The 13,460-nt window shown below is 53.2% G+C and carries 12 protein-coding genes; 9 read left to right on the forward strand and 3 right to left on the reverse strand.

Features of this window, described 5'->3' with window-relative positions:
* The first annotated feature begins 30 nt into the window (after window positions 1-30).
* On the forward strand, window positions 31-810 hold the full coding sequence (locus DD586_RS06350) for an SDR family oxidoreductase (protein ID WP_012883986.1): 780 nt from the start codon (window positions 31-33) through the stop codon (window positions 808-810).
* 64 nt (window positions 811-874) lie between these two features.
* On the opposite strand, the gene DD586_RS06355 is transcribed toward DD586_RS06350, so the two are convergent.
* A complete protein-coding gene (locus tag DD586_RS06355; protein WP_323740340.1) occupies window positions 875-1,942 on the reverse strand; it encodes a VirK/YbjX family protein in 1,068 nt (355 codons plus the stop codon).
* A 275-nt stretch (window positions 1,943-2,217) separates the two neighbouring features.
* Window positions 2,218-2,703: a Dps family protein gene (locus DD586_RS06360; RefSeq protein WP_012883989.1), complete on the reverse strand. Its 486-nt coding sequence runs from the start codon at window positions 2,701-2,703 to the stop codon at window positions 2,218-2,220.
* A 789-nt stretch (window positions 2,704-3,492) separates the two neighbouring features.
* On the opposite strand from DD586_RS06360, the gene DD586_RS06365 reads away from it, so the two are divergent.
* Window positions 3,493-3,831, forward strand: coding sequence for a hypothetical protein (locus DD586_RS06365; RefSeq protein ID WP_012883990.1), 339 nt, complete (start codon window positions 3,493-3,495; stop codon window positions 3,829-3,831).
* 77 nt (window positions 3,832-3,908) lie between these two features.
* Here the strand turns inward: DD586_RS06365 and DD586_RS06370 are convergent, their stop codons facing one another.
* The gene (locus DD586_RS06370) at window positions 3,909-5,366 is read right to left on the reverse strand and encodes an AMP nucleosidase (RefSeq protein ID WP_012883991.1); all 1,458 of its coding nucleotides are present in this window, start codon (window positions 5,364-5,366) and stop codon (window positions 3,909-3,911) included.
* Window positions 5,367-5,794: 428 nt separating this feature from the next.
* Between DD586_RS06370 and DD586_RS06375 the strand changes: the two genes are divergently transcribed.
* The 7 genes from DD586_RS06375 to DD586_RS06405 all read left to right on the forward strand — a co-directional run bounded on the left by DD586_RS06375 (window position 5,795) and on the right by DD586_RS06405 (window position 13,459).
* Complete coding sequence (locus DD586_RS06375; RefSeq protein WP_012883992.1) at window positions 5,795-6,313, forward strand: Hcp family type VI secretion system effector; 519 nt, start codon at window positions 5,795-5,797, stop codon at window positions 6,311-6,313.
* 164 nt (window positions 6,314-6,477) lie between these two features.
* Window positions 6,478-8,514 (forward strand): type VI secretion system Vgr family protein, encoded by a 2,037-nt coding sequence (locus tag DD586_RS06380; protein ID WP_012883993.1) that lies wholly within the window; start codon window positions 6,478-6,480, stop codon window positions 8,512-8,514.
* Window positions 8,515-8,523: 9 nt separating this feature from the next.
* Window positions 8,524-9,891, forward strand: a complete 1,368-nt coding sequence (locus DD586_RS06385; protein WP_012883994.1) for a PAAR domain-containing protein — start codon at window positions 8,524-8,526, stop codon at window positions 9,889-9,891.
* A complete protein-coding gene (locus DD586_RS06390) occupies window positions 9,891-10,670 on the forward strand; it encodes an ankyrin repeat domain-containing protein (RefSeq protein WP_012883995.1) in 780 nt (259 codons plus the stop codon). The genes DD586_RS06385 and DD586_RS06390 overlap by 1 nt, the downstream gene beginning before the upstream one ends.
* Window positions 10,667-11,431, forward strand: a complete 765-nt coding sequence (locus DD586_RS06395; protein WP_041164333.1) for an ankyrin repeat domain-containing protein — start codon at window positions 10,667-10,669, stop codon at window positions 11,429-11,431. Before DD586_RS06390 ends, DD586_RS06395 begins: the two co-directional genes overlap by 4 nt.
* A gap of 145 nt (window positions 11,432-11,576) precedes the next feature.
* Complete coding sequence (locus tag DD586_RS06400; RefSeq protein WP_012883997.1) at window positions 11,577-12,545, forward strand: DUF4123 domain-containing protein; 969 nt, start codon at window positions 11,577-11,579, stop codon at window positions 12,543-12,545.
* The gene (locus DD586_RS06405) at window positions 12,542-13,459 is read left to right on the forward strand and encodes a DUF4123 domain-containing protein (protein ID WP_012883998.1); all 918 of its coding nucleotides are present in this window, start codon (window positions 12,542-12,544) and stop codon (window positions 13,457-13,459) included. The genes DD586_RS06400 and DD586_RS06405 overlap by 4 nt, the downstream gene beginning before the upstream one ends.
* Window position 13,460 lies beyond the last annotated feature (1 nt).

Raw genomic sequence — 13,460 nt, forward strand, 5'->3', positions numbered from 1 at the left:
TTTTCATCCCGATACAACAGGAGAACCGCAATGCAACAATACATCCAGCAAGAACCCATCCAACAAGAACCCCACACCCAGGATGCCAATGTGGCGATTGTCACGGGGGCGTCGCGGGGTATCGGCAGAGCGATCGCGCTCAAGCTGGCACAACAAGGTTGGCGAGTGGTGGTGAATTTCGCCCGGCAACGCCAGCAGGCCGATGACGTGGTCAGTCGGATTCACGATATGGGGGGAAGCGCGCTGGCAATTCAGGCGCAGGTGGATGAACCCGAGCAGGTGGCGTCGCTGTTTTTGCAGACGAAAGCGCAATTCGGACGCATTGATGCGGTGATCAACAGCGCCGGTGTGATGGCGAATACACCGATTGCGGATGGCGATGTGGCGCAGTTCGACAATATGATGGCGACCAATCTGCGTGGTGCATTCATTATGCTGGGGGAGGCGGCCCGGCAGGTGGAAAACGGCGGGCGAATTATCGCATTGTCGACCAGCGTGATTGCCCGATCGTTGCCCGGTTATGGCCCTTATATCGCGTCTAAGGCGGGGGTTGAAGGGTTAGTGCGCGTGCTGGCGAACGAACTGCGCGGCCGCGAGATTACGGTGAATGCGGTAGCGCCAGGACCGGTGGCGACGGAGCTGTTTTTTAACGGTAAAACCGAGGCGCAGGTAGCCGCGATTACAGCCATGACACCGTTGGAAAGGCTGGGAGAACCGGAAGATATCGCCAATATCGTGGCTTTTCTGGTTGGGCCGGAAGGAGGCTGGATCAACGGTCAGGTGGTTCGTAGCAATGGCGGGTTTGCGTAATCGGTATGGCATACCGGGGAACAGGATTTTCCCCGGTAATGGTTTTCCCCGGTATCGGCGGACGTTAACTGGCGATGCGATGTAACGTGTCTGATGACGCGATATGACCCAGATTGTGTTGGATTTGGGTGTTGATATCATCGAGTAACTGATAACGGCGTTGGTACTGGGCTCGCTTCTTGCTGGGTAATTCTTCCAGCGTTTTGCGCGTAATCGTCAGTGGAAGCTGATACAACCCCTGCGCGTTTTTGCTTGCGTTAACAGAAAGCCAGAATTCGCTGTAACTGGAAAAGCGAACTTTATTTTTACGGTAGCTGTAACGCAGGTTCTGATACACATGATTTTCATCACCTACTGCCAGAATACGGTTGATACCGGTGAGCGCCGCAACAGTCAGTAAGCACTCCAGCAACAGACGTTTGGGAAATAACCCAAAGCAGGCTTTTGACGCGTCTTTGGTCAGTTCACGCGTTTGTTCATGGCCTTTTCCCTGCAAACCGCCGATCATGATGGTGGGTTGATTCTGGTCGCGTATCACTGAAAACGTCAGCGATGCCAATACCACATCGTTGTAGCGAATACGCAGCGTGGCTTCCCCCTCTTTGTCATAGCGCGAGGTACTGCAAATCAGCGAAAAATTTTCGCCGTTCTTACCGGAAAAACGTGCCAGACAGTAGTCATCCAGGCTAAGCAACGCCTGTTTCAGAAACGGGTTAGCCAGTTGTTCCACAAACGTATAATGGGCGCAAATAGCATCAGCGCGCTCGGCTGCACAGAGTGTGGAAGACAGATACGGGCGATGAATTTTGGTTGGTAACATCGGCCGAATTATTACCGCTTTCTGCATCGCAGGAATCTTAATAATATTATTTAGATAGCGCAGTGTAATCGATGGCATTAATAATGATCGTAATAAAAATTTGGCTTTTATATCCGTTTTTCGCCAGATTTTTTCAGAGAGGAAGTTACCGTTTAGTAGATGAACAAATAATGACAGTGCAGATATATTTTCCATGAACATTCCCCTATGAAAACGTGCTAAAAATAACCACAGGGGAGCGGATGCCCGATAACAATGCATTACCGTAATACTCAAGCTCAAGAACCCTGTTATGCTAACAGGCGATATCATCAAAACTCGCACTGTATATGGCTGGGGATTATAGTGATGGTGAAAAAAATAAAAATCATAACCCCCTGGCTGTTGAGTATTGATTTAGCGAAAATAATAAATGCCAGCTTATTATCGTTCTGTTTGGGGTTGATTTAAACTTTATATCCGAAGGTGCGTTACGATGGGCGATCGGCAAAGAGTAAATGCCATCTTAGCAATGGGATAATCACTACAGCATAAATGGGTGACCCCGCCCTCATTGGACGGGGTAATTATGAGCCATCAGGCTCGCATTATTTCAGGTAGGCGTTGTACATCCAGATTTGTTTTTCTTGCTCCTGGATGTAATCCGTCATCAGTGACGCGGTGCCTTCGTCACTGGCTTCTGCCGCCAGTGGCAGGATTTCCCGCTGTTGTTGCAACAGCACGGCGTAGCCCGCCAGCAACCCTTCCAGCGTTTTCTTGCCATCAGTAGCGTTGACGTCTTCTTTGATATCCGCCACTTTCAGATAGTCGCTATACGCATGCAACGGCTGTCCGCCCAGCGCCAGAATACGTTCTGCCAGTTCATCGATTTTCAGCAGCAGTTCGTTGTAGATTTCCTCAAACTTGGCATGAAGTTCGAAGAAGGCTGCGCCGGAAATATTCCAGTGATAGCCGCGTACATTCATGTAAAGAATCTGGTAGTTAGCCAGCAAGGTGTTCAGTTTGAGGGAAATTTTCTCAGACTGCTGTACATCAAGACCAATCGGACTTTTTTTCTTCTTACTGCCTGACATATAACGCTCTCCTTTGTGTCAATCGCGTATGCATTCGCTATGAACAACCGTCCGGCATGTGCTCACTTAGAGCCTATCCCATTAGGGCTATTTCACTGGCCATTTTGGCCCTGGGCAGTGCTCGAAATCCTCACGTACTACGTGTACGCTGCGGTTTACTCGCTGCTTCCCGAGTCCAAACTGGCTGCGCCAATAACACCTACTGGGATAGGCTCTTACCGGGCAACATGACAGCCTTCCCATCATAGACCATAAGTCTTACCCATCTTTACCGGCTGGGCACAACGGGCCGACTCTCATTTGTAAACCTGATTATCATTTGTAACCCTGACTGCCCATTTGCAAAACCTGACTGCCACGGGCAATGCCTGACAATCATTTATAAAACGATTCTGTGAATAAACGTTTGCGGCGCATCAATATTTCTGTATGGCATCCCATTTTGATAACCGAAGGGACCTGTTGGGAGGGGAAGCGCACTGGTAGGTTATCCCTTCGTGGTATGAGTAAAAAAGCATATACCTTTGTACAGAATATGTTCTGGCCACAATGTGGCTCCTCATCCCTCATGAGAGGGTAATTGATTTCCGGGAATGTAAAATACATTGTTTTTTATCAATGCATTCATCATTTACCCATTGAGGGTTATAGGTTTATATCCATATATTTTTCTTCCCCGACTGATTGTATTATTCGCGCCGAGATATTCATCCAGGGATTGTCGGGGTGTTGTATGGCAACCCGAATGATTTAAGGTCGATTAGAATGAAATTTATCGGATTTTAGAAAATGAGGGTCAATCCTTTTACGGCGTCATGGAGTCGAAACGGTAATCTTTTGTGTCATGGTCATTGGATCATTCATTATCTGGAGCACGAATTTGAGTTGCCAGAGAAATATCGCGATCAGCATTTAGGAACGCTGGGGATTTATTCGGTGATTGATCCTGAAGATGAGCTTTACCGGGATGGGCTGGATGAAGACGACTGGATACTGAAAAACGTCGACTGGCTGGCGGACTGTTTTGAACAGCATCAGGTACCGATTGAGGAAGACTATTTTCGCTTTTTCTATCAGGCGGTGAATCCGCATGACTGGCGTTGCACCAGTTGTGCCGGGTGCATGTAATACGCCATAACATCAATATATATCCGGGCCGGTAATCCGCGCTAACCGCTCCCGTGGGCCGGGAGCGGTCTTGGGTATTACCGGAAAGGTGGCTCGTTGAAGGTGCGCAGTTTGCGCGAATGTAGGTGTTCTGCCTCAGCGCGCAGCAGGTCTACCGCACGGATACCAATCTGCAAATGCTCGGAAATTGCGCCTTCATAGAAGCGGTTTGCTTGTCCGGGTAGCTTAATCTCCCCATGCAGCGGCTTGTCTGACACGCACAGCAAGGTGCCGTATGGCACACGAAAGCGATACCCTTGTGCGGCAATAGTCGCGCTTTCCATATCGACCGCGACTGCCCGGCTGAGGTTGAAACGCAACGCCGAGGCGGAATAACGTAACTCCCAGTTACGGTCGTCGGTGGTCACCACAGTGCCAGTGCGCAGGCGCTGTTTCACTTCTTCACCCGGCATGCCGCTGACCTGTTTGGTGGCATCGTACAACGCGCGCTGTACTTCGGCGATGCTGGGGATCGGGATATCCGGCGGCAGTACTGAATCCAACACATGGTCATCGCGCAGGTAAGCGTGCGCCAGCACATAATCGCCGATGCTCTGACTTTCCCGCAGGCCGCCACAATGGCCGATCATCAGCCAGGCGTGTGGCCGTAATACCGCCAGATGGTCACAGATGGTTTTTGCATTCGACGGCCCAACGCCGATATTCACCAGCGTAATGCCCCGTCCTTCGCGTGAGATGAGGTGATAGGCGGGCATCTGGTGGTTTTTCCATGCCAAATCCGACACCGCCTGCTGGGGGTTTTCCGTATCGGCGGTGATCAGTGCGCCACCTGCGCAGGCTAGCGCCTGATACGGGCTGGCGGGATCGGTAATTTGGTCGCAGGCCCAGCGTACGAACTCATCGACGTATCGGGTGTAGTTGGTAAACAACACGAACGGCTGGAAGTGCTCGGCGCGGGTGCCGGTATAGTGGCGCAGGCGAGCCAGCGAGAAATCAGTACGCAGCGCATCGAAATGCGACAACGGGAAATGATCGAGTGTCTGCAACAAACCATCGGCGGTTTCATCACCGATCAGTGCCAGCGACGGGGTAGGGAAATGCTGCGCCAGTGCGACACTCATCGAACGGTCCAGCTTTAGGTTCGCGCCATCGATCACATACGGATATGGGATCTCCTTGTCTGACGGGACCACGTCGATAGTTGCTGAATAATCGTTCTCCAAAATAGCCAGTTGCTCTGCCAGATAGTGGCGGAACAACTGTGGTCGAGTGACCGTGGTGCGGTAACTGCCGCCGTGGGTAAGGCGACCATAAGCGCGGGTCTTGCTGTGTTTTTGCGACAACCCATCCCAACTGATACGCAGTTCCGGGTAAACAAACAGCCCATTGGCGCGAGCCTCGGCATCTGGCGGAGTACCGTGAGTAATAAAATCACCGATTGCGGTGCGCAGCGCTTTGACTGAGCGCTCATACAGCGCTTCCAACTGGTCGAGCGCTTCGCTGGCGGATAAGCCAGCGCCAGGTGCATAACTCATCTTCACTCCTTTACTTGTGGCGATTGATGCAATGGCGGATGCCATACCGTGGGCTCATTGTGGCACAGCGCACATCACGGCACGATGGGAGAAAAGTGAATTTGAAAAGTCAGGGCTGGCGTTTTTGCAGGACAGTTAAGTGTGATTCATGTCACGAAAAATGACTGTGTTATCGTTCTGTTTTTAATCTGTTGCAGAATAAATGCAAAATCTGCGCAATTTCTTGCTCACTTTCCAGCATAAATCCCTGTTTGCGCAATGGATGCCGTTTTTTCGGGAAGTCTGCGCAATTTTTTGCTCAAATTTGACTTAGGGAAAATGACGATATTGTTTTTCCCTTTAAAAACAATACAATAAAAATTGGCATAGTCATTGCTTTATGAACGGGTGAAGTCACATCTAATCGTTCAACAACAAGGAGCAAGACTATGCCAACTCCATGCTATATCAGCATCGAAGGTAAAACCCAGGGCAACATCACTGCCGGTGCCTTCACCTCCGACTCCGTCGGCAACATCTACGTGCAGGGTCACGAAGACGAGATGCTGGTGCAGGAATTCAAACACATCGTCACCGTACCGACCGACCCGCAGTCCGGCCAGCCTGCCGGTCAGCGCGTGCACAAACCGTTCAAGTTCACCGTCGCGCTGAACAAAGCCGTCCCGCTGCTGTATAACGCGCTGGCCTCCGGCGAAATGCTGCCGACCGTGACCCTGAAGTGGTACCGCACCTCTGTCGAAGGCAAGCAGGAGCATTTCTTCACCACCAAACTGACCGACGCCACCATCGTCGACATCAACAACCAGATGCCGCACTGCCAGGACCCGTCCAAGCAGGATTACACCCAGCTGATCGAAGTGTCGCTGGCGTACCGCAAAATCGACTGGGAACACACCGTGGCCGGGACTTCCGGCTCTGACGACTGGCGCGCGCCGATCGAAGCGTAATGGCCATCAGCCCGGACTCCGGTCCGGGTTTTTCTGTTTTTGTCTGCGCTGAGCGATGGTGCCCCCATCGCTGAGTGCAGGCGTACTCATCGTGATAAATGCACTGACACACGGCATAAACCGGGTGTGCGGTAGCTATGGAGCCGGGGAAAGGAGGAAGCAGGGTGGCCAACAGTACAGGATTGCAGTTTACCGTGAAAATCGGCGCATTGGCGGACACGACCTTCGCGGTGGTGGATTTTGAACTCAGTGAAGCGCTGAACCAGCCGTTTGCGCTGTCGCTGAGCCTTGCCAGCAGTCAGGCGGATATTGACTTCGGCGCGGTGCTGGACCAGCCATGCGAGCTGCTGGTGTGGTACGAAGGCGAACTGCAGCGCCGGGTCAGCGGTATCGTCAGCCGCTTTGCCCAGGGCGACACCGGTTTTCGCCGCACCCGCTATCAGGCCGAGGTGCGCCCGGCGCTGTGGCGGCTCGGTCTGCGTACCAACGCCCGCATCTTCCAGACCAAAAAACCGGATGAGATCATCACCGAACTGTTGCAGGAAGCCGGTATCAGCGACTTTGCCTTTGCCCTGCGCCACGAGCATGCGGCACGTGAGTACTGCGTGCAGTACCGCGAAAGCGACCTGGCGTTCATCAACCGGCTGGCGGCAGAAGAAGGGATGTTCTACTACCACGAGTTTGAGGCCGGGAAACACCGGGTGGTGTTTGCCGATGACGCCGGTGCGCTGACCAAAGGCCCCGAGCTGTTCTTCAATCTCGCCACGCAAGGGCTGAGCGAAGGGGCGTATGTGCGCCGTTTCCGTTATGCCGAGGCGGTGAGCACCGCTGAGGTGGAACTGAAGGATTACAGCTTCAAAACCCCGGCGTATGGCCTGTCGCACAAGAAAACCAGCAACGAACTGGCGCACCAGCGTGAATCCTACCAGCACTTCGATTATCCCGGCCGCTTCAAGCAGGACCCGAGCGGCAAGGCCTTTACCGGCTACCGGCTGGACGCGCTGCGTGCCGGGGCGATGACCGGCAGTGGCGAATCCAACGCCGCCGAACTGAGGCCGGGTGGCACCTTTACCCTGACCGAGCACCCGAACCCGGCGTTTAACCTGGCCTGGCAGGTGGTGGCGGTGACCCACAGCGGCCAGCAGCCGCAGGCGCTGGAAGAGGAAAGCGGTGGCGAGCCGACCACCATTAGCAACAGCTTCGAAGTGGTGAAAGCCACCACCACCTGGCGGGCGGCCATGCCGTACAAGCCGATGGTGGACGGCCCGCAGATTGCCATGGTTGTCGGCCCGGCGGGGGAAGAGATTTACTGTGATAAATTTGGCCGGGTGAAGCTGCAGTTCCCGTGGGACCGCTACGGTGCCAGCGACGACCAGAGCTCCTGCTGGGTACGCGTCAGTCAGGGCTGGGCCGGTGGCCAGTACGGCTTGATCGCCATTCCGCGCATCGGTCATGAAGTGGTGGTGAGCTTTCTGGAAGGCGACCCGGACCAGCCGATTATCACCGGTCGCACCTTTCATGCGACTAACCCGACGCCGTATGTCTTACCGGAGCATAAAACCCGCACCACCTTGCGTACCGATACGCACAAAGGCAGCGGATTCAACGAGCTGCGGTTTGAAGATGAAGCGACCCGGGAGCAAATCTACCTGCACGCGCAAAAAGACATGGATGCGGTGATTAACAACATTCATCGCCAGAGTGTCGGGTTGGATCAGCATCTGAGCGTAGCGAATGACCAGTTCCAGCGGGTCGATCGTCATAGCCATCGCACCATCGGACAGGATGACTTTGAGCAGATTGGTCAGGATCATCACCAGTCAATCGGGCGTCATTTCGTGCAACGCATCACCCAGTCGTTCAAGCGCTTTATTGGTGGCGGCGAGATTACCCGTATTGACGGCAGCCGCCAGACCACGTTGTCCGGTTCGGAAGAGACCTTAATTGGCGCACATCAGCGTGTGCTGGTCAATACCGACAGTTACCTCAAAGCGGCGGATATCGTGCTGGAAGCCGGACAATCGCTGACCATTAAAGCGCCCGGCGGGTTTATTAAGATTGACGGCGCGGGTGTCACCATTTCCGGCACGCTGGTGAAAATTAACGACGGTGGTTCCGCCGGGGCGGGTACGGCGCCAGTGTCCATCGAACCCGAGTCCCCCACCAGACCGACGCTGCCCGATGCGCCGGACCGGCGTTAAGGAGTCATCATGCCAGGAGCTGCACGTTTAGGAGACAGTTGTGCTGGTCACGGCTGCTTTCCCGCTACCCCGGTCATTGCGGGCAGTGGCGATGTGATTATCAATGGCAAACCGGCGGCGCGTAAAGGCGACGCGGTGTTACTGCACGCCTGTCCCTGCCCGAACATGCCGCACGGTGTGCACAGTCGGGCGATTTCCGCCGGTTCCGGTACAGTGATTATCAACGGTAAGCTGGCCGCCCGTATCGGTGATGCCATTGGTTGCGGTGGGTCAGTGGCGGCAGGAAGTGGGGATGTGATTATTGGCGACACACCTTACCAGTCACCGGTGAAATCTTGTGCGGAACAGTCAGCAAAAAATCGGGCCCCACTGTTGGCGCTCACGCCGATGTTGCTGCCCGCCATGATGGAGTGGGCCGCGACTGCCGAACTACCGGTGCTGGATGAAGCGCTGACCGTATTACAGCGTAAAGATCGCTATCTGGCGCGGGCCAAACTGGCACAACAGGCATCGGCTATGCCGGGCCTGAAAGACGCCGCCACCCGACTGGCGTTTAATAACGACAGCATCTTGCGTGCTGAGGCGGCGCAGTATGTTTATCCAGTGGATGAATTTCGACGTAAAGTAAGGGCTGTTTTACCAAAGCCTCCTGTTGGACTGGATCTTATTGACTTAAAAAGCGTTAAAGGATTAGCAGAAGAAGATTTCTTTGATAATAAAACAGGTTTTGGTTCTGCATTATTTAAATCATCTATTAATGGCGAAACGATGCTCACGTACCGAGGAACCAATAATGCAGTTACTGGTGTGAAAGATTGGGCTACGAATGGAAGTCAAGGAATAGGTTTAGAAACTGCACAGTATAATCAGGCAATGTTCTTAGCCAAACAAGTAAAAGATGTTATGTCTAAGTCTTCGCCAATAATCGTGGGGCACTCTTTGGGTGGTGGGCTTGCTTCCGCTGCGGTCAGTGCAACTAAGCTACCAGGTTATACTTTTAATGCAGCTGGATTGCATGCCAATACGGTGGCAAAAGGGGCGGACATGGCCACGACCAACTCCCTGATTAAGACACAAGCTGTGGATGGCGAGATCCTGACAATGGTGCAAACCTATGGCAAAGCGGCCATTCCCGGTCTACTGTCAGGGGCTGGTGCGTTGGTTGGGGGAGGCGTTGGCGCGGCGATAGGGGGCGTTGTCGGTGTTGCTGCGTTGCTGAGTGGCGGGCTTCCCAAAGCAGCGGGAGAAATGATGCCTTTACCTGCCTCCGGTGGATCACCGTTAGCACGCCATGGTATGGATCAGGTGATTGCCGGTATAGAAAAAGAGAAAAAAGACGATATTGGGAAAATTACCAGCTCGCTTAAGGGGGCATAATGCGATGGTTACAGAAAATAAAATGGATTGCTGTATTTTTTGCGGGAATATTGACCGCCTGTCAGGCAGGGGGGCGCAGTATGCAGGCCAGTGAGTTGTTCCAGCCGCCGATGGCGACATTACTGCAAACTATCCGCAAAGGTGATGAAGCGGAAGCCTGGCGTCAGCTTGCTCAGGGGTTGAACTTAAATATTCAAGGCAAGGAAGGAATTACGCCGCTACTGTGGCTTATTTATGAAACGCAAGATAAGAATGCGGTACGGCTGGCGTTAAAACTGGGTGCTGACCCGAATTATAAAGATGGTTTTGGAGATAGTGCGGTCAATACCGTTTCTGGTGCAAAAGATCCTGAATGGTTAAAAATGATGCTTGATTCAGGGGGAAATCCAAATGCTATAGATAGAAGAGGGCAGCCAGCGTTATTTAGTGCTATAGGTGAAGATCGTTGGTCTGATATTAAACTACTGGTAGAAAGAGGTGCTGATATTAATTTGGTTGATAAGCACAATATCAACAGTGCGCACTATGCGGCTTATCTGAATAAATATGAAATCGTTTATTGGTTAGTTGAGCACGGAGTAAAAATCGATAATTATTCAGATACTGGGAGTAGTCTGGCATGGCGAGTTCATGACAGCCTGTCGACAATCGACCATCAAAATACGGCTTATCAATGGGCCGTGAAAGTCAAACAGCAATTACAACAACGTGGCATTAAATTCCCTCCTTTATCTCCGGCAGAGATTCAGGATAAGTGGGAAAAAGGAGAGTCTCTTTGAGATGGTGGTACTGGCTGCTGGCTTGCCTGCCGCTGTTAACCGCCTGTCAGGCAGGAGGGCAGAATATGCAGGCCAGTGAGTTTTTTAAACCACCGATGGTGAATGTATTATCCAGTATCCAGAAAGGTGATGAAGCCGCAGCCCGACAACAGCTGGCGCAGGGGGTAAACCTGAACGTATTGGGTGCTGAAGGGATTACCCCTCTACTGTGGCTGATGATGCAGCAGGATCAGGCCGGTGCCAGACTGGCGTTAAAGCTGGGGGCAGATCCTAATTTTCGAACGGGGACAGGCACGACAGCTGTCAATATGGCCGCTGGTGCGAAATCACCTGAATGGTTGAAAATGATGCTTGATGCCGGTGGTGATCCTAATTCCCTCGATCACAACAAGGTACCTGCCTTATTTAGTGCGATTAATGAAGAACGTTGGGCTGATATCAAATTATTGGTCGAGCGTGGTGCAGACGTGAATTTGACTGATGGTCAAAAAACGACGAGCGCACATTACGCTGCTTATATTAATCAATATGAAATCGCATATTGGCTAATAGAGCACGGCGCTAATATTAATACGTATTCTGCGACAGGAGCGAGTCTGGCATGGACGGTAGAAGACAGTTTATCGCTTATGGATCATCGGTCACCACATTATCCCTGGGCGCTGAAAGTAAAACAGTTATTACAACAACGTGGCATCAAATTCCCCCCTTTATCTCCCGCAGAAGTACGGGAACGTCGTGCTAAAGGAGAACTGTTTTAAATAAGCATTACTGGTCATTTCGTCTTTCAATCGTAATACCGTGTTTTTCCGCCATCGTGGGGAATTTCCTCTGACGATGTGGGTCACTATTGTTCATTCAGTTTTTTCCTTATTTAAATACCGATTAATAACTCCAGTGAACATCATGCCAATAACGGGCTATACCCTGTTTGAACTCAGTCAGCATTGCGCGCAGCCACTCTATGCCATTGTCGACCCGATGCATTATCCGGCATTGCCGGATTTCTGGCGTGCCTTTCAGCCACGGGCGGCGCAGATATGGCATCCCTTGCGTTTTGATGGTGCCGGTGACGACTGGCAGAACTGGGCACCCATGGTAGTGCAGGTGGAAGAAGGCGAGCCGGGAGAAACCCTGTTGCACTGGCTGGCGGACACACAACCGGCGCGCCATCAAGGGGTGATGCTGATGCATAGCGATCAACCCCTGAGTCGTGTGGTTGATTTCTGGCAACAACGCCTGCGCTGCCGTTATCCGGATGGCACGCTGGCACTGCTGCGCAGCTATGCGGCGGATGTGCTTCAACTCTGGTGGCAAACGCTGAATCACGACGAACAGGCAGCGTTTATGGGGCAACTGAACAGCCTCTATCTGCCACTGAAAGAGGATGAGCCGGAGGCACCTTGCCGCTATCAGGTGCTAACGAAACCGGATGATACGCCGTTGAAGCCGACATCGCTGCCTGATGATTACCTGATCACGCTGAATCGCTACCAATTCTATCTGTTATCCAACGACAACCGCTTACACCGGCTGGCAAATGAACTGTTTCTGCATGTCAGTGCGCTGTACTGGGCCGAGCTGGATGTCGAGGTGGTAAAACGCCGCTTTCTCAGCGGTATTGCGCTGGCACAAGCGTGGTACCCACAAGCCTCGGAAGCGGAATGTGAAGCCTGGTCGGCTCACCGTTGGGTGATTGGCAGCGAGTTTTATCACCACCCGGTTTTTATACACCTGCTTGAGCGTTATTCACTGGGCGACAGCATTCGGATTTTCAAATCCGACTCGGCCCGGGTGGGCGATGTTCGCCTTCATTATCACCGGCCCGGCTGGATGCGGGACGAATTACCGGATACGACGGAGGTTATGCCGTGAGTCTGTCTCACTCTTTTTTGACGCTGCAACCGGAAACCGAAGCCGACTGGCTGGCGCGGCTCAACGCTGGAGGATGTTTTGTGATGGCTGAGGCGGCACTCAACGACGCTGTGCCCTGGCTGGCGGAACGATGGGGGGGCAGCCTGGAACAGACCCGGCTGTATTGGGGGGAGGCCGGGCGGGTGCACGCGTCGGTCTCGCCTTATTGCATTCCCGTTCACTCTACCAACTGGGCGCAGGTGCGCGAGCACGTACTAACGCAGGAAGGATGGGGCATCGGTGTGCAACTGGCGTGGTTTATGCAGGCCTACTCGCCGCTCGATCAACTGCGGGAACTGGTGAAACACCTGCGTCAATGGAGCCTGGTTGCTACGCAGGAAGGCGACAGCGCGATTCTGCGCGTCAGTGACTGGCAGGTGGTTCAGCCGTTGTTGTTCGCCAGTACGGTGCAGGAAGCCACCGCGCTGTACGGGCCGATCGCCACATTTTGCGCGCTAGCGCCAGACGGCAACCTGCAAAGTCTGAGCCTGACGGAGCGCGTCGCACACCATCTGCCGGAGACCTTGCCGCGCACGCTCAGTGAGGCGCAGTGGCAGGCGCTGCTGGCTCCCTCGCTGCGCAATACGCTGGAAGGCTACATGGCGCACCTGCGAGCACATCATGCGCGCTGGCAGGACAGCGACGACGACAGCTTGCTGGATTTCACCCACCAGCAAACCGAACAAGCCCGTATTCAGGGGTTCAACAACGACCGCGATATCGTGCGTTATCTGGCGCTGGCCACCGAACTGACGCCTGACTTCATTCAGCAGCCATGGGCACAAACCATTTTGTCGCAGCCGGAGTATATCGGCGCACAAAACCGGATGGATCGCCTGTACCAGGCGGCAATTGACCAACTGGACGACGCATAAT

The organism is Dickeya parazeae Ech586 (assembly GCF_000025065.1).
Lineage (GTDB): Bacteria > Pseudomonadota > Gammaproteobacteria > Enterobacterales > Enterobacteriaceae > Dickeya > Dickeya zeae.

Excerpts from the sequence above, each read along its gene's own strand:
- DD586_RS06350 (WP_012883986.1), top strand. The coding sequence starts at position 31 with ATGCAACAATACATCCAGCAAGAACCCATCCAACAAGAACCCCACACC.
- DD586_RS06355 (WP_323740340.1), bottom strand. The coding sequence starts at position 1,942 with ATGATATCGCCTGTTAGCATAACAGGGTTCTTGAGCTTGAGTATTACG.
- DD586_RS06360 (WP_012883989.1), bottom strand. The coding sequence starts at position 2,703 with ATGTCAGGCAGTAAGAAGAAAAAAAGTCCGATTGGTCTTGATGTACAG.
- DD586_RS06365 (WP_012883990.1), top strand. The coding sequence starts at position 3,493 with ATGAGGGTCAATCCTTTTACGGCGTCATGGAGTCGAAACGGTAATCTT.
- DD586_RS06370 (WP_012883991.1), bottom strand. The coding sequence starts at position 5,366 with ATGAGTTATGCACCTGGCGCTGGCTTATCCGCCAGCGAAGCGCTCGAC.
- DD586_RS06375 (WP_012883992.1), top strand. The coding sequence starts at position 5,795 with ATGCCAACTCCATGCTATATCAGCATCGAAGGTAAAACCCAGGGCAAC.
- DD586_RS06385 (WP_012883994.1), top strand. The coding sequence starts at position 8,524 with ATGCCAGGAGCTGCACGTTTAGGAGACAGTTGTGCTGGTCACGGCTGC.
- DD586_RS06390 (WP_012883995.1), top strand. The coding sequence starts at position 9,891 with ATGCGATGGTTACAGAAAATAAAATGGATTGCTGTATTTTTTGCGGGA.
- DD586_RS06400 (WP_012883997.1), top strand. The coding sequence starts at position 11,577 with ATGCCAATAACGGGCTATACCCTGTTTGAACTCAGTCAGCATTGCGCG.